Genomic DNA, 20,774 nt, shown 5'->3' on the forward strand with positions numbered 1-20,774 from the left:
CAGAAACATCGGGGAAACGTCTCCGGCCGGCTCAGGCCTGCTCCATCACGGCGCGCTCCAGGATGACCAGCGGCATGCCGCCGAGCGTCAGGACCTGGTGGAAGCGGCGCAGGTCGAAGGCGGCTCCCTGTTTCGCCTTGGCCATGTCGCGCAGGCGGACCCATTGGGTGTGGCCGACCTTGTAGGCGCAGGCCTGGCCCGGCCAGATGCAATAGCGGTCGATCTCGCGCTGTGACCGCGCCGCTGGGAAGCCGAGGACATCGGCGAAATAGGTGGACGCCTTCTCGCGGCTCCAGCGCTTGTAGTGCATGCCGGTATCGACGACGAGGCGCGCCGCCCGGAACATCAGCGACTGGAGGTAGCCGATGCGGCCCAGTGGATCGGCGTCATAGACCCCGAGCTCGTCGGCCAGACCCTCGGCGTATAGCGCCCAGCCTTCGTCATAGGCGGCGAAGTTGCTGCCGTAGCGGCGTAATTTTGGCAGTTCGCCGGCGCTTTGCTGGATCGCACCGGCCCATTGGTGGCCGGGCAACGCCTCGTGGTAGGTCAGCGAGGGCAGGCCGAACTTGGGCCATTCCGCCGTGTCCTTCAGGTTGATGTAGAAGCGCCCGGGCCGCGAGCCATCGGCGGAAGCCGACGTCGCATAGCCGTTCGGCGCGCCGTCCTGGATATCCGGCGGTACCCGGACGATATCGACCGGCGCCTTGGGCAGGGTGGAGAAGGCGCGGGGCAGGCGGGTCCGCATCTCGGCAACCTGGTCGTTGAGCGAGGCGATCAGCGCGGTGCGCCCGGCATCGGTGTTGGGCCAGATTTGGTCGGGCCGCTTGCCGAGCTCGACCAGCCGCGCGCCGACCGAGCCGCGTGTCAGGCCCTGGGCCGACAGCAAGGTGTCGAGCCGCCGGGTCAGGTCCGCGACCTGGTCGAGGCCGAGCTGGTGGACCGCCGCCGGGGTCAGGTTGGTCGTCGTCTGGAAAGCCAGCGCATCGGCGTAGAACGCATCGCCGCGCGGGATCTTCCAGATTCCGGCATCCGGGCTGGCCTTGGCGCGAAGCTGCCTGAGTGCCGCGATCTGGCGGTCGAGAGCAGGATTGACCTCGGCCGCGACCAGCCGGGCGGCGCGGGCCTGCCAGTCGCCGCCGACACCCGACGCCCGGGCCTTGTCGGCGAGCGAAGTCGCCAGCTTGCTTTCCGTCGGGGTGCCGCCGCGCTGGGCGGCGAGCTGGGCCAGGGTGGCGTCGAGGGCGAAGTCGGGGGCGAGCACGCCGGCCGCCGCATCGGCGCGCAGGCTGTCGGTCGAAGCATCGAGCAGGCGCGGATAGGCGGCGACGCGCGCCAGCCAGGCTTCCGCGTCGGCGGCGGTCTTGACCGGATGGTTGCTGTCGAGGAAGTCGGGGAACGACTGGTAGGGCCCGCTCAACTGGCTGACCGCGTAGGGGGAATAGGGCGAGTAGCTGTTCGCGTCCTCGCCGAAGCTGTATCTGGCGCTGCCCTCGGCGGCGATCCGCGTCTGGTATTCGACGACGTCATGGTCGATGCGGGCGGTCGGCGACAGGCGGCTCCGGTCGATGGTGGCAAGCTGCTTCAGCCGGTCGCGACGCGATGCGACAAGGCGGGTGCGCGACGCCCGCGAGATGTCGTCGACCTGGCTGCGCTGGCCGGCGCGCGCACCGGTGTCGAGGCCGAGGATCGTCGCATATTGCGGGCTTTCGTCGAGCGTCTGCTCCCAGAACCTGTCGAGCATGACGCGCAGCTTGCCATCCTCCGGCGTAGTTGCGGCGCGTGACCCGGTGGCGGGCAGCGTCGCCGTCACGGCGACGGCAGCAGCGGATTTGAGCAGGTCGCGACGGTTCATCGAAAACTCCCTAAGAACTCAGGCGGTCGGCAGCACATAGTCCTTGTAGCGCGTCCTGAGCTCGGTCTTGAGCAGCTTGCCGGTCGCCGTGTGCGGCAGGTCGTCGACCACCAGCACTTCGTCGGGCGTCCACCATTTGGCGATCCGCGGGCGGAGATAGTCGAGCACCTCGGTCTTGCTGACCACCGCACCCGGCTTGGCGCGGACCAGCAGCAGCGGGCGCTCGTCCCATTTCGGGTGGTAGATGCCGATCACCGCAGCCTCCAGCACGCCGGGCGCGCCGACCGCGGCATTCTCCAGCTCGATCGAGCTGATCCATTCGCCGCCGGACTTGATGACATCCTTGGCGCGGTCGGTGATGGTCATGTAGCCGTACGCATCCAGCGTCGCGACGTCGCCGGTATCGAACCAGCCATCCGCATCGAGAACGTCGCCGCCGTCGCCACGGAAATACGCCGCCACCACCCACGGCCCGCGCACCAGCAGCCGCCCGAAGGCGATCCCGTCGCGGGGCAGCTCGACGCCGTCCTCGCCGACGATCTTCATCTCGACGCCGAAGATGGCGCGGCCCTGCTTGCACTGCAGATCGAGCCGACGCTCCTCGGGCAGCCCTTCGAAACGCGCGCACGGCGAGCCGACGGTGCCGAGCGGCGACATCTCGGTCATCCCCCAGGCGTGGCTGACGGCGACGTCGTGATTGCGCTGGAAAGCCTGGATCATCGCGCGCGGCGCCGCCGAACCACCGATGACGACGCGCTTCAGCCGGCCCAGGTCGAGGCCGGTTTCCTCAAGATGCTGCAGCATGCCGAGCCACACCGTCGGCACCGCCAGCGTCAGGTCGACGCCTTCCGCGACGATCAGGCGCTGCAGCGTCGGCGGATCGAAATGCGGCCCGGCCATCACCATCTTGGCTCCCACCTGCGCCGCCGCATAGGGCACGCCCCAGGCGTTGGCGTGGTACATCGGCACCACCGGCATGACGACCGTCCGCGCGACGATGCCGAGCGCGTCACCGCTCACAGCAGCGAACGAATGCAGCAGGTTGGAGCGGTGACTGTAAAGCACGCCCTTGGGGTTGCCGGTGGTGCCGCTGGTATAGCACAGCCCGGCCGGCGCCCGCTCGTCGAGGTCCGCCCAGTCATAGTCGCCGTCGCTCGCGTCGATCAGGTCCTCATAGGCGATCAGGGGCAACGTCGAGGCCGGCAGGTGTGCCGCGTCGGTCATGACGATGAAATGCTCGATGCTCGTCAGCCGCGGTGCCAACTGCTCGACCAGCCCGACGAAGCTCAGGTCGAGGAACAGCACGCGGTCCTGCGCGTGATTGGCGATGTAGACGATCTGGTCGGCGAACAGCCGCGGGTTGATGGTGTGCGCCACGGCGCCCATGCCGGAGATGCCGTACCAACATTCGACGTAGCGATGCGTATTCCAGGCCAGCGTCGCGACCCGGTCGCCGTGGACGATGCCGAGACGCGCCAGGCTTTGCGCGACCTTGAGCGCCCGATCGCGGACCTCACGCCAGTTGGTACGATGCTCGCCGCCTTCTACCAGCAGCGACACGATTTCGCGAGAACCATGATTTTGCGCCGCATGGTCGATCAGGCGCCAGGTTAGCAGCGGCCAGTCCTGCATCGCGCCAAGTTCAGACATGATCACTCCCCGTATTTCGGGGAACGCTAGCCGATCAGCCGCTCTGCGTCAGTCGTATTGATCGGCAGTCCGTCATTGGCCGGGGCTGGAGCCGGTGCCTGTTCGTCGGCGTCGTAACCGAGATCGACGATGTCCATTGCTTGTAACCTCACGCGATACGAACGCGCATTAACCGCAAAGACCCTTTCTGCCTAATTAACCGCGTCAATTTGACATTGTCGAACAAATAGAGAACATGAGGAACATAAGCCGAATCGGATGCTTCGTGAGTTAACAGGAGGCCGCAATGACCGAGGTGATACTGTCGGGTATAGTTAATGTGCTGGCGTTTGCCGGACTCAGCGTGCTGATCGGCATGATGGTCGGGCGGCAATGGGCACAGATCATGGCCATCCTGAGCGATGGCGACGTGGTCAGTGAAGTACGACCGGTGGTGATGCCGCTGGAGCGCTCGGTGGAACGGCCGATGCGTTACGCCGCTTGAGCCGCGCATAGCTGCGAACGGCCATCGGGATGGTCGCCGCATAGACGATGCTGAGGATCGATAGCGTGATCCACGGTTCGGAGAACAGGGCGCCCGCGAATAGTCCGACACCAAGCAACGCGATCAGGCGCCACGTCGGTGGCAAGCGGATCGCGCTCCACGCATAGGTCGGCAGGCTCGACGCCATTAACGCGGCGGTCGAGGCGACGACCACGGCGCTGACCAGGAAGCGCAAGCGACCGTCGGCCAGCCATTCCGGGCCGATCCAGAACGATACGAACAACGGGCTCAGCGCCAGTCCAGCGCCGACGGGTGCCGGGATGCCGGTGAGGAAACCGGCGCGCTTGTGCGGCTGGTCGTCGACATCGAGACGCGAGTTGAAGCGCGCCAGCCGCAAAGCGCAGGCGACGGCGTGCGCCAGCGCGAAGATCCAGCCGATGCCCGGGTAATACTCCAGCGACCACAGATAGACGACCAGCGCCGGGGCGACGCCAAAGGCGGTCAGGTCGGACAGTGAGTCGAGTTCGGCACCGAAGCGGCTGGCACCGTTGAGCAGTCGCGCGATGCGCCCGTCGATGCCGTCGAGCACGCCGGCGACGATGATCGCCGCGACGGCTTTCTCCCACTCGCCGGAGATCGCAAAGCGTACGCCGGTCAGGCCGAAGCACAGCGCCAGGACGGTGATGGCATTGGGGATCAGCGCCCGCATCGGCAGGACGCGACGAAAATGGCGTGGCGTCACGGCCACGCGCCCAAGTCTCACTGACGGACCGCCGGCAGCAGGGGCTCGGTGCCAAGGCGGGCCAGGATCGTCTCGCCGGCGACGGCGCGCTGGCCGACCGCGACCTCGCAGCCGTAGCCGGCGGGCAGGTAGGTGTCGACGCGGCTGCCGAAGCGGATCAGCCCGATGCGCTGGCCGGCGCGAACGATGTCGCCCTCCTGGACGAAGCGCATGATGCGGCGCGCCACCAGCCCGGCGATCTGCGTGAAGGCGACGGCGGTCCCGTCCGGGGCGTCGACGATGAAATACTGGCGCTCGTTGTCGTCGCTGGCCTTGTCGAGGTCGGCGTTGAGGAACTTGCCCGGGACATAGACGACGCGGCGCACGGTGCCGGCGATCGGCGAGCGGTTGATGTGGACGTCGAACACCGACATGAACACCGAGATGCGCAGGCACGGTGCCGTCGACAGGCCGCCGACGCCGACCAGCTGGCGCGGCGGGGTGACCAGCGAGATCAGGCTGACCATGCCGTCGGCCGGCGAGACGATGATGCCGGGCTCCGACGCCGTGACCCGGACCGGATCGCGGAAGAACGCCGCGACCCACAGGGTCAACCCGGCAAGCAGCCAGGCCAGCGTCGTCCAGTGCAGGCCGAAGCCGACCAGCAGCGTCGCCACAGCGGCGATCGCCACGAACTTATGGCCCTCCCGGTGGACCGGCGGCAATTTGTACTGCGCCGATTCAGTCGGCAGCACGGGCAGGGCGCGGTCCGGGACGGACTCGATTTCAGTCGGCAGTTCACTCATGCGACCGCTCTACCGGCATAAGACGGCCGGGGCAAATAGTGACGTTGCGGATCATTGTCGTGTTCGCACTGCGTGAGGGCCAGCGTGCTGCAACAGCGTGACATTCGCCCATTGCCGGGCCATCACGCCGCGATGCCGATCACTTCCCTCCTGCTGTTCTGCGGCTCCCGCTCCGGCCATGACCCGGCTCATGCGCAACTCGCCCGCGATCTCGGCACGATGCTGGCGGCGCGCGGCGTCACGCTGGTCTATGGCGGCGGTGGCATCGGCCTGATGGGTGAGGCGGCCCGCGCCGCGATGGCCGGCGGCGGTCGCGTCATCGGCGTCATTCCGCAAAGCCTGATGCGCGAGGAGGTGGCGCAGCAGGGCCTCGCCGAGATGCACGTCGTCGACACGCTTCACACCCGCAAGGCGTTGATGCACCAGCTTTCCGACGCGATCATCGCGCTGCCCGGCAGCATCGGCACCCTCGACGAACTGTTCGAGACGATCACCTGGCGCGAGCTCGGCGTCCACGACAAGCCGATCTTCCTGCTCGACAGCACCGGCTATTGGCAGCCCTTCCTGGCGCTGCTCGCCCATCTCGATACGCAGGGGTTCGCGCCGCCCGACCTGGCCGGCCTGATCGAACCGCTCGACAGTCTTGAAACGCTCGGCCAGCGCTTGGCCGGTTGATTGCACCGCCCGCGCCCCGTAAGGCAACGGCAACAACGCTTGAGGATCAAATGGCCAAGATCAAGGTAGCAAAGCCCGTCGTCGAACTCGACGGCGACGAGATGACCCGGATCATCTGGCAGTGGATCCGCGAACAGCTGATCCTGCCATATCTCGATATCGAGCTGATCTACTTCGATCTCGGCATGGAAAATCGCGATGCCACGGACGATAAGGTCACCGTGCAGTCCGCCAACGCGATCCGTGAATACGGCGTCGGCGTTAAGTGCGCGACGATCACGCCCGACGAGGCGCGGGTCAAGGAATTCGGCCTGAAGCGGATGTGGAAGTCCCCGAACGGCACGATCCGCAACATCCTCGGCGGCGTCGTCTTCCGCGAGCCGATCGTCATCAGCAACGTGCCGCGGCTGGTGCCCGGCTGGACCGACCCGATCGTCATCGGCCGCCACGCGTTCGGCGACCAGTACCGCGCCACCGACTTTCTGGTGCCTGGCCCCGGCAAGCTGATGATGACCTTCACCGGCGACGACGGCACCGTCATCGAGCACGAGGTTTTCCACTACCCGTCGTCGGGCGTCGCGATGGGCATGTACAACCTCGACGATTCGATCCGCGACTTCGCCCGCGCCTGCCTCAACTACGGCATCGTCCGCCAGTGGCCGGTCTATCTCAGCACCAAGAACACCATCCTCAAGGCCTATGACGGCCGCTTCAAGGACATCTTCGAGGACGTCTACCAGACCGAATTCGTCGACCAGTACAAGAAGCTCGGCATCGTCTACGAGCACCGCCTGATCGACGACCTCGTCGCGTCGGCGCTGAAGTGGTCGGGCAAGTTCATCTGGGCGTGCAAGAACTACGACGGCGACGTCCAGTCGGACATGGTCGCGCAAGGGTTCGGCTCGCTGGGGCTGATGACGTCGATCCTGCTCACCCCCGATGGCCAGACGGTCGAGGCCGAGGCGGCGCACGGCACCGTCACCCGCCATTACCGCATGCATCAGCAGGGCAAGCCGACCTCGACCAACCCGATCGCCTCGATCTTCGCCTGGACCGGCGGCCTCAAGCATCGCGGCAAGCTCGACAACACGCCCGAGGTCACCGAGTTCGCCGAGACGCTGGAGCGGGTCTGCATCGAGACCGTTGAGCAAGGCTCGATGACCAAGGACCTGGCGCTGCTGGTCGGCCCGGACCAGGCCTGGATGACCACCGAGCAGTTCTTCGAAGCGGTGCGTGCCAACCTCGACAAGGCGATGGTGGCCTAGAGCCGCCGACTTACCCGGCCGGCAGCGCGACGTGGATCGCGCGCCGGCCGGGTCCGCCGTTGGCTTCGGCCCGGCAGTTCTGTGACCAGCGTCACAATAATTCCATAAATCGGGACTACCCGCACCGCATCAGGTGTCACCGGGTCAAGTCGGGGCAGGCAGCCGGACGGTCGTCGATGCGACCACCGTCACGAGCGACCTGCGGATCGACGGCGTCCGTGACTGCAAGACAAAGGGTCTCCATGTCGAAATTCACCGCCGGCCGGTCGCTGCTGCTGTTGACCGCCGGACTCGGCGCGCTGGTCGCGTCGGGCGCCGTCGCGCAGGAGGCCGCCCCCGTCGCTGCTGCAGCGACCGACGCCGGCCTCGACGAGATCGTCGTCACCGCCGAGCGCCGCTCCGAGAATTTGCAGAAGGTGCCACTGTCGGTCGCCGTCGTCGGCGGCGCGCAGGCCCGCGACTTCCAGAGCGGCGGCGACGATACGCTGCTGGCACTGTCGGGCCGCGTCCCCGGCCTGTACATCGAGAGCACCACCGGCCGCATCTTCCCGCGCTTCTACATCCGCGGTCTCGGCAACATCGACTTCTACCTCGGCGCCTCGCAACCGGTGTCGATCATCCAGGACGATGTCGTGCTCGAGCATGTCGTACTGAAGTCGAACCCGGTCTATGACGTCGCCCAGATCGAAGTGCTGCGCGGTCCGCAGGGCTCGCTGTTCGGTCGCAACACCACCGCCGGCATCATCAAGTTCGACACGATCCGCCCGTCCGATACGCTCCAGGGTCGCGCCTCCGCGTCATACGGCAGCTTCAACACCGTCACTTTCGACGGCGGCGTCGGCGGCCCGCTGATCGCCGACAAGCTGTCGTTCCGCGTCTCCGGCCTGTACCAGCGCCGCGACGACTGGGTCGACAACACGTACAGCGGCCCAAGCGCCGACAAGCCGCCGATCCAGGCCCCCAAGAAGAACGCACTGGGCGGCTTCGAGGAGCGCGACATTCGCCTGCAGCTGCTGGCGACGCCGACCGAGCAACTGTCGATCCTGGGTTCGGCACACGGCCGCTGGTACGACGGCACCTCCACCATCTTCTATCGCAACGCGCTGAAGAAGGGCTCGAACAGCGTCGACAGCGTCATCCGCGACCAGGTCGCGCTCGACGAAGGCGGCAACAATCCGCAGGGCTATGACACGTTCGGCGGCTCGCTGAAGATCGGCTATGACTTCGGCCCGGTTTCGCTGACCTCGATCAGTGCCTATGAGACGACCAGCGGCAAGAGCCGTGGCGACACCGACGGCGGCGCGGCGTTCCTCAACGGCGGCGTCGGCTTCGGCGAATCGCAGGGCCAGATCCGGCGTCTTGGCCAGTACACCCAGGAAATCCGCCTTTCGAGCAACGGCAACTCGCGGCTGAAGTATCAGTTCGGCGGGATGTTCTTCAACCAGCAGGACACCACCGCTTTCTATCAGCGGGCGTTCTTCACCGGCGTGAACCCGAACAACTTCGTCGTGCTCAAGGACGTCAACACCTCCTATGCGGTGTTCGGCCAGCTGAGCTATGAATTGCTGCCGAACCTAACGATCACGGCTGGTGGCCGCGAGACCAAGGACACCAAGGAGACCCGGCTGCTCAAGTCTTCGCAGACCGTCGGTGGTGCCGACCAGTTCCCGGCCAGCGCCGCCCGCTACATCCGCCTGTCGGACAGCAAGCCGAGCTGGGATGTCAGCGCGCTGTACCAGGCGACGCCGGACCTCAGCGTCTATGCCCGCGTCGCCAAGGGCTTCCGCGGCCCGACCATCCAGGGCCGTTCGGCGGTGTTCAACTCGGCCTTCACCACCGCCAATTCGGAGACGATCCTGTCGTACGAGGCGGGCTTCAAGAGCGCCGCTTTCGATAACAAGCTGCGCTTCAACGCGACGGGTTTCGCGTACACCGTCAAGAATATCCAGCTCAACGGCAATGAGGCTGACGGTAACGGCGTGTTGTTCAACGCCGACAAGGCCAAGGCTTACGGCATGGAAGCCGACCTCGAGTTCCGCCCGAGCAGCCGCCTGATCCTGACCGGTGGTGCCAGCCTGTTGCACAGCGAGATCAAGGACAAGCGGGTCTATGCCCAGGTCTGCGCGCAGGGTGCGACGGTGGTCTGCACGGTGCAGGATCCGACGATCGTGCGTCCGCTGTTCGGCACCCCGACGACCTTCGCCCAGATCGACGGCAATCCGCTGCCCAACGCGCCGAAGTATAATTTCAACATCACGGCGCGCTACGGCATCCCGGTCGGCGATCACGGCGAAGTCTTCATCGCCACCGACTGGAACATCCAGGGCTACACCAGCTTCGTGCTGTACAAGACTGCCGAGTTCACCTCGAAGGGCAACTTCGAAGGCGGCGCCAAGCTGGGTTACGTCACTGGCGACGGCAAGTACGAGATGGCGGTGTTCGCGCGCAATATCACCAACGAGAAGAATCTGAAGGGCGTCATCGAGAACTACATGGCGGCGGTGTTCAACGATCCGCGCGTCATCGGCGTCTCGGCTGCCGCGAAGTTCTAGGGCCGATGCCCCCTCCCTCACGCGGGAGGGGGCGGTTCGGCTAGTCGAACAGGCTGCCCTGCCGGGTCGGCACCCTGAACAGGTCCGTCCGCAGTTCGAAGCGCGCATTCGCCAGGCCTAGTTTGGCGCAAGCCAGCTTGAACCGCGTCCGCAGCATCTCGGCATAAGGCCCGGCGCCGCGCATCCGCGTGAAGAAGTCCGGGTCGTTGTCGCGGCCCGAGCGCATGTCGCGGATCAGCGCCATGACCTTGTCGGCGCGGTCCGGGAAATGCGCATCGAGCCAGGCGCGGAAGAGCGGCGCGACCTCGTGCGGCAGGCGCACCGGCAGCGAGAAGGCGCCCTGCGCCCCGGCGTCTCGTGCCGCCTCCAGGATCGCCTCGATCTCGTGATCGGTGACGGCGGGCACGACCGGCGATACCGAGACGAAGACCGGGATGCCAGCATCGCTCAGCGCGCGGATCGCCGCCAGCCGCCGTGCCGGGGTGGGCGCGCGTGGCTCCAGCGTCCTTGCCGTGCGGCGGTCGAGGCTGGTCACCGACATCGCAACCGCCGCCAGCCCATCCGCCGCCATCGGGCCCAGGATGTCGATGTCGCGCACGACGCGATCGGACTTGGTGGTGATGGTCAGCGGGTGGCGGAACTCCGCCAGTACTTCGAGGATGCTGCGCGTGATGCGGTGCGTCGCCTCGATCGGCTGATAGGGGTCGGTGTTGGTGCCCAGCGCCATCGGTTTGCAGTCGTAACCACGCTTCGACAGTTCGACACGGAGCAAGGCGGCAGCGCCCGGCTTCGCGGTGAGCCTGGTCTCGAAGTCCAGTCCTAGCGACAAGCCGAGATAGGCGTGCGTCGGCCGGGCGAAGCAATAGATGCAGCCGTGCTCGCAGCCGCGATAGGCGTTGATCGAGCGGTCGAAGCCGATGTCGGGCGATGTATTGCGGCTGATTATGGTGCGCGGTGTCTCGAGGCTGACGGTGGTGCGCAGCGGCGGCGCGCCGTCGTCGATGTCGTCGCGCGCGTCGAGCCAGTCGCCATCGGCCTCGCGTACCGGATCGTCGAAGCGCGTGCTGCGAACATTGGCAGGAGCGCCGCGACCGCGCTGAAGCTCAGGGTGGAGCATGGTTGCAAGCTAGGCCGACGACGAGAACATTACAAGAACATTGTCGGCGGCGGTTCAAAGCAGCGACACGCTATGATATAGCTAGGGCGCTGGAGGATTTGCCATGATTGCCTTGATGTTTGCAGCTCTGGTCGTACCGCCGGTCGAGCCGGTGAAATGCGAGCAGCGCCAGGTGCAGTTTACGGAAGCGGACCGTCGCGCCGCCCCGAAGAAACTAGGCGAGTTGCCACCGGCGCAGCTGTACCTGACGGTCGACCGGAGCATCGACAAATGTCCCGCCCCAGTGATCGTGCGCTACAACATCGGCGGCCGCCAGCGCTGAGGCGAACGGCGGCGCAAACCGCCGTTCGCTCCCTAGATCAGCCGAAGACGCCGTAGCGGACGTCGCGGATGCGGCCGGTGCGCTGGTTGACCAGCAGCAGGTCCGGTCCATAACGCACCCAGCGATAGCCGCGTGGCGGCACGCCAAAGCCCAGGCGGCCGTAGTCGTTGTAATAATAGTTCGAGTTCAGGAAGATGCTCGGCAGCAACAGGCCGATGCTCCAGCGCCGGTAGTTGTAGCCGCGCGGGTAGCGGTAATGCGGTGCGCTGACCGGTGGACGGTTCCAGCTACCACCATGCGGTGGCCGCGGCGGACGAACGATCGGCGGGCGACCGCCGTTACCGGGGCGAGGCGGCTGGATCTGCGGACCGCCGTTACCGGGACGAGGTGGCTGGATCTGGGGACCGCCATTACCCGGGCGCGGCGGCTGGATCTGGGGACCGCCCGGGGTGGGGCGCACAACGCCGGGTCCGCCGCCGGGCCGCCCGGGCCCGCCGCCCTGACCGGGCCGGCCGGGGCCGCCACCTTGGCCGGGACGGTCGCCGCCACCGGGGCGCTGCCGCGATTGCTCCTGCGCTTCGGTAACAGTGGCCCCCAGCATCAGTGCGACGGAGGCATAAAGCATCAGTTTCGACACAGGCGTCTCCCAAGTTTCCCAGCGAAAGCTATGACGATGTGCGTATCCACACAAGCAGGGTCAGCGCTCGGTCAACCGCGGCATCAGTTCGACGAAGTTGCAGGGCTGGTGGCGACTGTCCAGCTGGCTGGCGAGGATACCGTCCCAGCCATCGCGCACCGCGCCCGTAGAGCCGGGCAGGGCGAAGATATAGGTGCCGCGCGCCACCCCGGCGGTCGCGCGCGACTGGACCGTCGAGGTGCCGATGCTGGCGAAACTGAGCCAGCGGAACAGCTCGCCGAAGCCCGGGATTTCCTTGTCCCAGACCTGGGCAAACGCCTCGGGCGTGACGTCGCGACCGGTGACGCCGGTGCCGCCGGTGGTGATGACGCAATCGATGTCGGGGTCGTCGATCCAGGCGTTGAGCTGCGCCACCAGCGCCGGGACGTCGTCGCGCACGATCGCACGCGCCGCCAGCACATGGCCGGCAGCGGTCAAGCGCTCGACCAGCGTGTCGCCCGAGCGATCATCGACGGCAGTGCGGGTGTCGGACACGGTCAGCGCAGCGATGCGGACCGGCTTGAACTCCAGGCGTTCGTCGATCGGCATCGGTCAGGCCGCCTTGCGCTCGATCTTCAGCCGGAGCCCCAGCGCATCCAGAACCGCAGTCAAGGTCGACAGTGTCGGATTCCCGGCTTCGGACAGCGCATGATACAGCGCCTGCCGCTTCACCCCGGTCCGATTGGCAATCTCGGTCATGCCCTGCGAGCGCGCGATAGTGCCGAGGGCATGCGCGAACTGCACCGGATCGCCCTCTTCGAGCGTAGCGTCGAGATAGCCGATAACGGCGTCCTCGCTGTCGAGGTAGTTGGCGGCATCGAAGGCCCTTGTCGTCTTGCTCATGGTCTGGGTCATGATCAAAGTTCCTGATCTGCCAAGCGCTTGGCCAAAGCTATGTCGCGGTGCTGACTATCCTTGTCACCGCCAGCCAGCAGCAGAACGATCGCGCCGTCGCTGAGCCTCGTGAAATAGATGCGATAACCTGGCCCGAAGTAGAACCGCAGCTCGAAAACCCTGTCCCCGACAGACTTTTCGTCACCGAAATGTCCATCAGCCAATCGTTCGAGCCGCCGCGCGATGCGACCCTTTGCGGCGCCGTCTCGCAGATTATCGATCCAGGCCGTGAACTCCACGGTTTCCCGGATGACGATCATCCGTCATATATATATGACGCACCCGCGCCTCGTCAACTCAGTTCACGCTGGCGACGACCACGTCATCCACGGGCAGTTGCGGGGCGAGATAGGCCGGCACCGGCGGCGCGACATAGGTCGAGGCGGCGCGGACACCGGAGGCGCCGGGCATGCCCGGGAACTTGGGCCACAGGCCAGTGACCAGCGCGTCCATGCTGGAGACCGGCTGGCCGTCGCGGAGCTGGTACATCCAGTAGTTGCGCATCACCACCTCGACATAGTGGCGGGTTTCCTTGAACGGAATTGACTCGATGAACAGCAGCGGGTCGCCGTTGTCGCGCAGGGTGGTGTTCCACTTCTGCACCGAGCCGGGCCCGGCGTTATAGGCGGCGATGACCTTGGGCAGCAGGCCGGCGGTGTAGCTCATGTCGCGCAGCTGCTCGAGATAGGTCTGGCCGCACTCGATGTTGAACTCCGGGTCGGACAGGTCGCGGACGGCGGCGACCTGGACCTCGGTGCCATCGGCCATGCGCGCGCTGACCAGCTTGGCGGTCGAGGGCATCAACTGCATGATGCCCTTCGCCCCGGCGCGCGACGTTGCCGAGGTGACGAAGTTGGACTCCTGCAGGGCGTGAGCGAAGACGATGTTCTTGTCGACGCGCCAGCCGCGATAGGGGCGCCAGTCGGGTGCCGGGAAGCGTGCGCTCATCGGCGTGTCCATGCCCATCGGCGGGTGCTGCGCCAGCCAGTATTGCGTTGCGGGCAGCGTCAGGCGGGCGGCGAGCCGGAGCAGCGGGGCATAGGCGCGGGTGTCGGTCGTCGCGGCCAGATATTTGAGCTCGCGGTCGGCGAGGCCGAGCTGACCGATCTCGACCAGTGCCGCGGCACGTCGGGCGCCGGGCAGGGCGGAGAGGTGGTTCCAGTCGGCGGTGATGAAGTCGGGCTCGTCCCAGTCCTGCGTCCCGCCGAGGCCAAGCGCGCGGCGGGCAAGCAGGCCGTAGAAGCTGTCCGGGTAAGCCGCAGCGCGCGTCAGGCGAGCGCTCGCTTCAGCGGGACGACCGCAGGCCATGTGCGCGCGGCTCGCCCAATAGGCGGCGGCGGCGGAAAGGTCCTCGCTGGCGAACTTCTTGGCGACGGTGTCGAAGCCGCGCGCGGCGCTCTCGCAGTCGCCTTGGCGGAACGACGCCAGCCCGACGACCCAGCCGCCGAGTGCCGCCCATTCTCCGGTCCCGGCTGCGGCCAGATCGCCGACACGGCGCGCGCCGACGTCGTCGCCGCCGATGTAATAGCTCCACGCGGTGCGCTGCGCCCACTCCGTCGCGACGGGCTCGGACGCACTGCTCGCCAGCCCGCCCCAGGCGCTTTCAGCGTCGGCGGTGCGGTCGGCGGCGAGCAGCGGCTTGAGACGCGTCGCCAGCGTGGCATCGCCCGGCTGGCCGAAGCCCTGCGCCGAGCGGGTGTTCATCGGCGTGGTGAAGCTGACGGTGCGGAAGGCGTGGCTGACCGGCAGGTTCGGCGCCAGCGGCGTGCCGAGGCGCTGCGCCAGCTGGAGCACCTTGGGGGTCTGCGGCAGGTCGGCGTTGGCGGTCAGCCAGGTGTTGAGCTGGTCGAGCGTCGCGCGACCGGTGCCGCGTGCGATCATCAACTGCGCCTTGGCGGTGCCGGTCAGCAGGCCATCGGGCAACGATGCGAGCGCGGCTTCGGCGGCGCTGTAGCGCCCGGCCTCGATGTCGAGGAAGACCTGGCGGTAGGTGGCGCGGTCGGCGACGCTGAGCTGGGCGGGAACGCGGCGCTGGGCGGCAGTGATGCCGACATTGCCGGTGACGGTGATGTCGGGGGACGGCGCCGCATCCTCGGCGGCGGCCGCGAACGGCAGCACGGCGACGGCGGCGAGCAGGATCGCTTTAAGCATTGTCGAGACGGGCCTTCAGGGTCAGCAGGTCGCGCCACGCCAGCGCCTTCAAAGAAGGCTGAGCGAGCAATTGCAACGGGTGAAAACTCGGCAGCACGGGCACGACGCCGTCCTGCCACTTGCCGCGCAGCCGGGCGATACCGCTGCTGGTGCGGGTCAGGGCGGCAGTTGCCGTACCACCCAGCGCCAGCACGATCCGCGGCTTGGCCAGCTCGATCTGACGGGTCAGGAACGGCAGGCAGGCGGCGATCTCGGCAGCCGCAGGCGTGCGACCGCCGGGCGTCGTCCAATAAACCGAGTTCGCCAGATAGACGGTGCTACGGTCGAGGCCGATCGCCGCCAGCATGCGATCCAGCAGCAGCCCGGCGCGGCCCGAGAAGATGTTGTCCTCACCGACGTCCTCGGCGGTCGGCATGTCACCGACGATCATCAATGCGCTGCCCGCGACGCCGCCCGAGAACAGCGGCCTGGTGCCGTGCGTGGCGAGCGCGCAGCCATCGAACTCGGCCAGCGCGGCCTGCAGTGCCGACAGGCTGTCGACGCTGACGACGGAATTGCGTGCCTCGACGACGGCATCGGCCTCGCACGGGGTGATCGGCTCGGCGACGTTAGGCGGCGGGATCTGCTCGGGAGCTGGCGGCGCGAGCCAGGCGTAGGGCGTGTCTTCGACGAGCGTGTCGATGCCCGCTTCGACCAGCCAGGCCAGAGCGGCAAGCGCCTCGCGGTTCGTGCTTTGGTGAAGGGCCCCATCCACGCGGTACACCATGCGGCAGCGGGCGCTCTGGTCAAGTCACCTTCGTGACCGTATCTGACGAAGCATTGCAAAGCTGCGACGGGCGGATGACACGCTCCCGATCGCTGGGGAGACCAGATGTCCGAACGTGAATCGATGCCCTATGACGTGGTCATCGTCGGTGGTGGCCCGGCCGGCCTGTCGGCAGCGATCCGCCTCAAGCAACAGGCGACGAAAGCGGGCATCGAGCTGGCCGTCTGCGTGCTGGAAAAGGGCTCCGAGATCGGCGCGCATATCCTGTCGGGTGCGGTCGTCGATCCCAAGGCGCTGGACGAGTTGCTGCCCGACTGGCGCGACCTCGACAGCCCGCTGACCGTGCCGGTTACGAGCAACCACCACTGGATCCTGAGCGCGACCGGCAAGACCGAATTTCCGCACGCGCTGATGCCGCCGTTCATGAACAACAAGGGCTGCTACACCGTCAGCCTGGGCAACTTCTGCCGCTGGCTGGCCGGGCAGGCCGAGGCGCTGGGGGTCGAGATCTTCCCGGGTTTCGCCGCCGCCGAAGTGCTGTGGAACGACGACGGCTCGGTCAAGGGCGTTGCTACCGGCGACATGGGGGTCGCGAAGGACGGCACCCGCAAGGACAGCTACCAACCCGGCCTCGAGCTGCATGCCAAATACACCTTCTTTGCCGAGGGTGTCCGCGGTCACCTGTCGAAGCAGCTTATCCGCCACTTCGACCTCGCCAAGGACTCCCAGCCGCAGGTCTATGGCCTCGGCATCAAGGAATTGTGGGACATCGACCCGGCCAAGCACGTGCCCGGCACGGTAATCCACACCCAGGGCTGGCCGCTGGTCGAGGCGAACGGCGGCGGCTGGATCTATCACCAGGCGAACGGACAGGTGTCGCTCGGGCTGGTGACCTGGCTCAACTATTCGAACCCGTATCTGTCGCCGTTCGAGGAGATGCAGCGCTGGAAGACGCACCCGGCGTTGAAGGAGCTGCTGACCGGCGGGCGGCGCGTCAGCTACGGCGCGCGCGCGATCAACGACGGCGGCTGGCAGTCGGTGCCCAAGCTGGCGTTCCCCGGCGGCGCGCTGATCGGGTGCTCGGCGGGCTTCGTCAACGTGCCCCGCATCAAGGGCAGCCACACCGCGATGAAGACCGGCATGATGGCCGCCGACGCCGCGGTCGAGGCGATCGTCGCGCAGCGCACCGGTGACGAGTTGGTCGCGTACGAGACGGCGTACGAGAACAGCTGGGTCTATGAGGAACTGCGCGGCGTCCGCAACACGCTGCCGTTCGTCGAGAAGACCGGCAATGTTCTCGGTACCTTGCTCGCCGGTGTTACCATGTGGGCCGAGCACCTGGGAATCCGGATGCCGTTCACGCTGGGCCACCACAAGGACAATGAGCAGCTGCGCCGCAAGGAGCATGTCCACCCGATCGTTTATCCCAAGCCCGATGGAGTGTTCAGCTTCGACAAGCTGACCAGCGTCTTCCTGTCGAACACCAACCATGAGGAGGACCAGCCGGTCCACCTGACGTTGCGAGACCCGGACATCCCGATCACCTACAACCTGCCGCTCTACGACGAGCCGGCGCAGCGTTACTGCCCCGCCGGAGTCTATGAGATCGTCGAGGTCGAGGGCACGCCGAGGTTCCAGATCAACGCCCAGAACTGCGTCCACTGCAAGACTTGCGACATCAAGGACCCGACGCAGAACATCAACTGGGTCGTCCCCGAGGGCGGTGGCGGCCCGAACTACCCCAACATGTGATCCGCTACCCTCTCCCGCCCGCGGGGGAGGGACCGGTTGCCGCCGCCAGGCAACCGGCGAAGGGTAGCAAGCGCCGCCGCTTTCGCGCATCATGCACCGCATGAAATTCGCTCTCATCGCGCTGCTGCTCGCGACCTCCGCTGCCCATGCCGCCCTGCCGCGCGTCGGGTCGAGTGCGGAGCGAGACTATATCCTCGGCCGCTATGCTTTTTCCGACGACAAGCTGGGCGAAGCGGCCCGCTATTTCGACGCGGCGCGGCGCAGCAACCCGGCCGACCCGACCCTTGGCCGCCGCGCCTTCGAGCTTGCCGTCGCGGCGGGGGACGAGAAGCTTGCGGTCCAGCTCGCCAACCAGTTGACTGCAGCAGGGCAGGGCGAGCCGACCACCGCGCTCGTCCGGATCGCCGCGTCGCTGGAAAAGCGGGACTGGAAGGCGGTCGATGCGGCCCGGCCCGGCCTTGCCGATGCGGGCTATGCCCAGGTCGTCGGGCCGATCGTCGAGGCCTGGACGCTGTTCGGGCGCGACAACGTCGATGCCGGGCTCGCCCGCCTCGATCCGACCCGCGCCACCGGCTTCACCCGCTCGTACTTTGCCGAGCAGCGGGCGCATATGCTGGCCGCCGCCGGGCGCTTCACCGAGGCCGCGACCGCTTATCGTGACCTGCGCGGCGGATCGGGACCGGGGATAAACTTCCTCCGTATCGGCGAGGCGGACGCGCTGCAGCAGGGCGGCGATGCCAAGGCTGCGGCGGTCGTCCTCGACGCAGTTGCCGACGACCCGATCGCTGCGGCGGCACGCGCGCGGCTGTCGGCCGGCAAGCGCATCGGGGCGCTGACTCGCGACCCGCGCAGTGCCGTCGGCTGGGCCTGCGCCCGGCTGGCGACCGACCTGGCGCGCGACAAGCCGGTGCCGCTCGCCCTGATCTTCGCACGCGTCGCGACGTTCCTGTCGCCCGACAACAGCGCCACCTGGCTGGTCGCGGGCGACGTGCTGGCGCGCAGCCAGCGTATAGACGGCGCCCTGACCGCCTATTCGCAGATCCCGGCGGGCGATCCGTTGTTCGAGCCCGCCCGCGCCCGCCGCGCGCAGCTGCTGGCGGGCAGCGGCCGCGACGAAGCGGCCCTGGCGCTGCTCAACGCCGAGGCCAGCGGCAAGGACGCTGATGCCACCAGCTTCACGCGGCTCGGCGACTTCTTCCGGCGCAGCGAACAGCCGGCCAAGGCGGCCGAAGCCTATAGCCGCGCGATCGCGCTGGCGCCGGGCGGCAAACCCGGCTGGAGTGACTATTTCCTGCGCGGCAGCAGCTATGAACAGGCCGGCAACTGGGCGGCGGCGGAGCCCGACCTGCGCAAGGCGCTGGCCCTGGCTCCGGAAGAACCGGCGGTGCTCAACTACCTCGGCTACGCACTGCTCGATCGCGGCGAGACCCTCGACCTGGCGCAGATGATGATCCAGAAAGCGGCCAAGCTGCAGCCCGACGACGGGGCGATCACCGACTCGCTCGGCTGGGCGCTGTTCCGCCGCGGCAAGTTCGCCGAGGCCGTCCCGGTACTGGAGCGCGCCGTCGCCGCCCAGCCGGGTGACTCGATGATCAACGAGCATCTGGGGGATGCCTATTGGCGTGCCGGGCGCAAGATCGAGGCGCGGTTCCGCTGGCGTGCGGCGCTCGATCTCGATCCGGCCGACAAGAACAAGGCGGCGCTGGCGGCCAAGCTCGACTATGGCCTCGACGTCGGACCGGGGCTGGTCGCGGCGCGCTGAGCCGATGCTGACGGAGCGCGCGCCGGCCAAGCTCAACCTCGCCCTGCACCTGCGGCGGCGGCGCGAGGACGGCTACCACGACCTCGAGACGATCTTCGCCTTCACCGATTTCGGCGATACGCTCCGGGCCGAACTCGCGGACGACCTCAGTCTGCGCGTCGACGGACCGTTCGCAGGTGCAGCGGGGCAGGGCGGCGACAATCTCGTGCTGCGCGCCGCCCGGGCACTGGCAGAGGCGTCGGCCACGAGCGTCGGTGCGAGGCTGACGCTGGACAAGGTCATTCCCGTTGCCGCCGGCCTCGGTGGCGGCTCGGCGGATGCGGCGGCAACGCTGCGGTTGCTCAACCGGCTGTGGGAAATCGACTGGCCGGAGGCGCGACTGGTCGACCTCGCGGCCGGGCTAGGCGCCGATGTCGCGGCCTGCGTCGGCAGCCGGACGGTGTTCGGCACCGGGCGCGGCGAGGCGCTTGCAACGCTCGACACCGACTGGGGCGGGACGCCGGTTTTGCTGGTAAACCCTCGGGTTGCGGTATCGACCGGGCCGGTGTTCGCGGCCTGGGACCGCGTGGACCTGGGGCCGCTGGACCCGCTGCTCGACATTGCCGACCTCCGCAACGATCTCGCGCCACCGGCCCTGACGATCGCACCGGTGATCGGCGAGGTCCTCGACTGGCTGGACAGTCGCGCCGGCGTCAGCCTGGCACGCATGTCGGGATCGGGGGCGACCTGCTTCGCGCTGTTCGACACGCCGAAAGCCTGCGCCGACGCAGCCCGGGACGTCCATCCGGGGTGGTGGACGGTAGCAACCAGTCTGGTCTGAACCTTCCGTCGCAACGGACGTTCATGCTGCAGCGCAGCAATATCAAGCCGCATAGAACAGTTCTGACCGACGCTCAGATTCCGCTTGACGGCGTTCTGAGCGTCACTTAAAGCTCCACTCAGTTGAACTGAGTAACACTCAACCAACGGACCACGGGCGCTCCGCCTTCGGCCCGAAGCAGGACAACACCCATGATCACCCGTTTCATCGCCGTCGTGCCCATCGCCATTGCCGCTCTCATTGGCGTGTCCGCCAGCGCCGCTCCCGTCGATTGCACCGCGATGCCCGCCCAGCTTCGCGCCGCTGCGGCGACCGCCAAGCCCGACATCGCGCGCAAGGCGCTGCAGAACATCAACACCGGCGAGGCCCTGTGTGCCGCCAGTGCCAGCTACGAGGCTGGTCACAAGTTCAAGGCGGCTGCCAAGTTGCTCGGCCTCGACCCGGCACAGCTCGCGTCCGCCGCCGCGCCGGTCGCCACCACCAACTGACGCTCCCGGTCGGACCCTCCT

General features: G+C 67.4%; 20 protein-coding genes. 9 read left to right on the top strand and 11 right to left on the bottom strand.

Features of this window, described 5'->3' with window-relative positions; translation table 11 throughout:
- Positions 1 to 31: 31 nt before the first annotated feature.
- Positions 32 to 1,852, bottom strand: a complete 1,821-nt coding sequence (locus ACOFKW_RS11770) for a DUF885 domain-containing protein (protein WP_419814341.1) — start codon at positions 1,850 to 1,852, stop codon at positions 32 to 34.
- Positions 1,853 to 1,870: 18 nt separating this feature from the next.
- Positions 1,871 to 3,502 (bottom strand): long-chain-fatty-acid--CoA ligase, encoded by a 1,632-nt coding sequence (locus ACOFKW_RS11775; RefSeq protein ID WP_419814342.1) that lies wholly within the window; start codon positions 3,500 to 3,502, stop codon positions 1,871 to 1,873.
- A gap of 286 nt (positions 3,503 to 3,788) precedes the next feature.
- Between ACOFKW_RS11775 and ACOFKW_RS11780 the strand changes: the two genes are divergently transcribed.
- Positions 3,789 to 3,986 carry a hypothetical protein gene (locus ACOFKW_RS11780; RefSeq protein WP_419814343.1) on the top strand — a complete coding sequence of 66 codons (198 nt, stop codon included), beginning with the start codon at positions 3,789 to 3,791 and terminating at the stop codon, positions 3,984 to 3,986.
- On the opposite strand, the gene ACOFKW_RS11785 is transcribed toward ACOFKW_RS11780, so the two are convergent.
- Both ACOFKW_RS11785 and ACOFKW_RS11790 read right to left on the bottom strand, forming a co-directional pair.
- Positions 3,916 to 4,734 (bottom strand): CDP-alcohol phosphatidyltransferase family protein, encoded by an 819-nt coding sequence (locus ACOFKW_RS11785; RefSeq protein ID WP_419814344.1) that lies wholly within the window; start codon positions 4,732 to 4,734, stop codon positions 3,916 to 3,918. The two genes, ACOFKW_RS11780 and ACOFKW_RS11785, sit on opposite strands and share 71 nt — an antisense overlap.
- A gap of 11 nt (positions 4,735 to 4,745) precedes the next feature.
- Entirely contained in the window at positions 4,746 to 5,513 is a 768-nt protein-coding gene (locus ACOFKW_RS11790) for a phosphatidylserine decarboxylase (RefSeq protein WP_419814345.1), read from the bottom strand.
- 132 nt (positions 5,514 to 5,645) lie between these two features.
- Between ACOFKW_RS11790 and ACOFKW_RS11795 the strand changes: the two genes are divergently transcribed.
- From ACOFKW_RS11795 to ACOFKW_RS11805, 3 genes are all read left to right on the top strand, one after another.
- Positions 5,646 to 6,188 carry a TIGR00730 family Rossman fold protein gene (locus ACOFKW_RS11795; protein WP_419814346.1) on the top strand — a complete coding sequence of 181 codons (543 nt, stop codon included), beginning with the start codon at positions 5,646 to 5,648 and terminating at the stop codon, positions 6,186 to 6,188.
- 50 nt (positions 6,189 to 6,238) lie between these two features.
- Positions 6,239 to 7,453 (top strand): NADP-dependent isocitrate dehydrogenase, encoded by a 1,215-nt coding sequence (locus ACOFKW_RS11800; RefSeq protein ID WP_419814347.1) that lies wholly within the window; start codon positions 6,239 to 6,241, stop codon positions 7,451 to 7,453.
- 242 nt (positions 7,454 to 7,695) lie between these two features.
- Positions 7,696 to 10,005, top strand: coding sequence for a TonB-dependent receptor (locus tag ACOFKW_RS11805; protein WP_419814348.1), 2,310 nt, complete (start codon positions 7,696 to 7,698; stop codon positions 10,003 to 10,005).
- A 40-nt stretch (positions 10,006 to 10,045) separates the two neighbouring features.
- Here the strand turns inward: ACOFKW_RS11805 and ACOFKW_RS11810 are convergent, their stop codons facing one another.
- Complete coding sequence (locus tag ACOFKW_RS11810; protein ID WP_419814349.1) at positions 10,046 to 11,122, bottom strand: PA0069 family radical SAM protein; 1,077 nt, start codon at positions 11,120 to 11,122, stop codon at positions 10,046 to 10,048.
- Between the two features lie 103 nt (positions 11,123 to 11,225).
- Between ACOFKW_RS11810 and ACOFKW_RS11815 the strand changes: the two genes are divergently transcribed.
- Complete coding sequence (locus tag ACOFKW_RS11815; RefSeq protein ID WP_419814350.1) at positions 11,226 to 11,444, top strand: hypothetical protein; 219 nt, start codon at positions 11,226 to 11,228, stop codon at positions 11,442 to 11,444.
- 37 nt (positions 11,445 to 11,481) lie between these two features.
- On the opposite strand, the gene ACOFKW_RS11820 is transcribed toward ACOFKW_RS11815, so the two are convergent.
- From ACOFKW_RS11820 to ACOFKW_RS11845, 6 genes are read right to left on the bottom strand one after another with little or no spacing between them, the layout of a single operon-like run.
- Positions 11,482 to 12,081, bottom strand: a complete 600-nt coding sequence (locus ACOFKW_RS11820) for an RcnB family protein (RefSeq protein WP_419814351.1) — start codon at positions 12,079 to 12,081, stop codon at positions 11,482 to 11,484.
- 60 nt (positions 12,082 to 12,141) lie between these two features.
- Entirely contained in the window at positions 12,142 to 12,669 is a 528-nt protein-coding gene (gene moaB / locus ACOFKW_RS11825; RefSeq protein WP_419814352.1) for a molybdenum cofactor biosynthesis protein B, read from the bottom strand.
- A gap of 3 nt (positions 12,670 to 12,672) precedes the next feature.
- On the bottom strand, positions 12,673 to 12,975 hold the full coding sequence (locus ACOFKW_RS11830; RefSeq protein WP_419814353.1) for an addiction module antidote protein: 303 nt from the start codon (positions 12,973 to 12,975) through the stop codon (positions 12,673 to 12,675).
- 2 nt (positions 12,976 to 12,977) lie between these two features.
- Entirely contained in the window at positions 12,978 to 13,274 is a 297-nt protein-coding gene (locus ACOFKW_RS11835; protein ID WP_419814354.1) for a type II toxin-antitoxin system RelE/ParE family toxin, read from the bottom strand.
- A gap of 37 nt (positions 13,275 to 13,311) precedes the next feature.
- On the bottom strand, positions 13,312 to 15,165 hold the full coding sequence (locus ACOFKW_RS11840) for a lytic transglycosylase domain-containing protein (protein WP_419814355.1): 1,854 nt from the start codon (positions 15,163 to 15,165) through the stop codon (positions 13,312 to 13,314).
- A complete protein-coding gene (locus tag ACOFKW_RS11845) occupies positions 15,158 to 15,919 on the bottom strand; it encodes a uracil-DNA glycosylase (RefSeq protein WP_419814356.1) in 762 nt (253 codons plus the stop codon). The genes ACOFKW_RS11840 and ACOFKW_RS11845 overlap by 8 nt, the downstream gene beginning before the upstream one ends.
- 117 nt (positions 15,920 to 16,036) lie before the next feature.
- On the opposite strand from ACOFKW_RS11845, the gene ACOFKW_RS11850 reads away from it, so the two are divergent.
- From ACOFKW_RS11850 to ACOFKW_RS11865, 4 genes are all read left to right on the top strand, one after another.
- Positions 16,037 to 17,683 carry a 4Fe-4S dicluster domain-containing protein gene (locus ACOFKW_RS11850; RefSeq protein ID WP_419814357.1) on the top strand — a complete coding sequence of 549 codons (1,647 nt, stop codon included), beginning with the start codon at positions 16,037 to 16,039 and terminating at the stop codon, positions 17,681 to 17,683.
- A gap of 100 nt (positions 17,684 to 17,783) precedes the next feature.
- Entirely contained in the window at positions 17,784 to 19,445 is a 1,662-nt protein-coding gene (locus ACOFKW_RS11855) for a tetratricopeptide repeat protein (RefSeq protein WP_419814358.1), read from the top strand.
- Entirely contained in the window at positions 19,405 to 20,265 is an 861-nt protein-coding gene (locus tag ACOFKW_RS11860) for a 4-(cytidine 5'-diphospho)-2-C-methyl-D-erythritol kinase (protein ID WP_419814359.1), read from the top strand. The genes ACOFKW_RS11855 and ACOFKW_RS11860 overlap by 41 nt, the downstream gene beginning before the upstream one ends.
- A gap of 191 nt (positions 20,266 to 20,456) precedes the next feature.
- Positions 20,457 to 20,753, top strand: coding sequence for a hypothetical protein (locus ACOFKW_RS11865; RefSeq protein ID WP_419814360.1), 297 nt, complete (start codon positions 20,457 to 20,459; stop codon positions 20,751 to 20,753).
- Positions 20,754 to 20,774 lie beyond the last annotated feature (21 nt).

Source organism: Glacieibacterium sp. (assembly GCF_965200405.1).
In the GTDB taxonomy this organism is placed as follows: Bacteria; Pseudomonadota; Alphaproteobacteria; order Sphingomonadales; family Sphingomonadaceae; genus Glacieibacterium.

Coding starts and splice junctions, on each gene's coding strand:
- ACOFKW_RS11795 (WP_419814346.1), top strand. CDS start 5,646: ATGCCGATCACTTCCCTCCTGCTGTTCTGCGGCTCCCGCTCCGGCCAT.
- ACOFKW_RS11790 (WP_419814345.1), bottom strand. CDS start 5,513: ATGAGTGAACTGCCGACTGAAATCGAGTCCGTCCCGGACCGCGCCCTG.
- ACOFKW_RS11840 (WP_419814355.1), bottom strand. CDS start 15,165: ATGCTTAAAGCGATCCTGCTCGCCGCCGTCGCCGTGCTGCCGTTCGCG.
- ACOFKW_RS11855 (WP_419814358.1), top strand. CDS start 17,784: ATGAAATTCGCTCTCATCGCGCTGCTGCTCGCGACCTCCGCTGCCCAT.
- ACOFKW_RS11850 (WP_419814357.1), top strand. CDS start 16,037: ATGTCCGAACGTGAATCGATGCCCTATGACGTGGTCATCGTCGGTGGT.
- ACOFKW_RS11770 (WP_419814341.1), bottom strand. CDS start 1,852: ATGAACCGTCGCGACCTGCTCAAATCCGCTGCTGCCGTCGCCGTGACG.
- ACOFKW_RS11800 (WP_419814347.1), top strand. CDS start 6,239: ATGGCCAAGATCAAGGTAGCAAAGCCCGTCGTCGAACTCGACGGCGAC.
- ACOFKW_RS11810 (WP_419814349.1), bottom strand. CDS start 11,122: ATGCTCCACCCTGAGCTTCAGCGCGGTCGCGGCGCTCCTGCCAATGTT.
- moaB (WP_419814352.1), bottom strand. CDS start 12,669: ATGCCGATCGACGAACGCCTGGAGTTCAAGCCGGTCCGCATCGCTGCG.
- ACOFKW_RS11815 (WP_419814350.1), top strand. CDS start 11,226: ATGATTGCCTTGATGTTTGCAGCTCTGGTCGTACCGCCGGTCGAGCCG.
- ACOFKW_RS11830 (WP_419814353.1), bottom strand. CDS start 12,975: ATGACCCAGACCATGAGCAAGACGACAAGGGCCTTCGATGCCGCCAAC.
- ACOFKW_RS11805 (WP_419814348.1), top strand. CDS start 7,696: ATGTCGAAATTCACCGCCGGCCGGTCGCTGCTGCTGTTGACCGCCGGA.
- ACOFKW_RS11860 (WP_419814359.1), top strand. CDS start 19,405: ATGGCCTCGACGTCGGACCGGGGCTGGTCGCGGCGCGCTGAGCCGATG.
- ACOFKW_RS11835 (WP_419814354.1), bottom strand. CDS start 13,274: ATGATCGTCATCCGGGAAACCGTGGAGTTCACGGCCTGGATCGATAAT.
- ACOFKW_RS11780 (WP_419814343.1), top strand. CDS start 3,789: ATGACCGAGGTGATACTGTCGGGTATAGTTAATGTGCTGGCGTTTGCC.
- ACOFKW_RS11775 (WP_419814342.1), bottom strand. CDS start 3,502: ATGTCTGAACTTGGCGCGATGCAGGACTGGCCGCTGCTAACCTGGCGC.
- ACOFKW_RS11865 (WP_419814360.1), top strand. CDS start 20,457: ATGATCACCCGTTTCATCGCCGTCGTGCCCATCGCCATTGCCGCTCTC.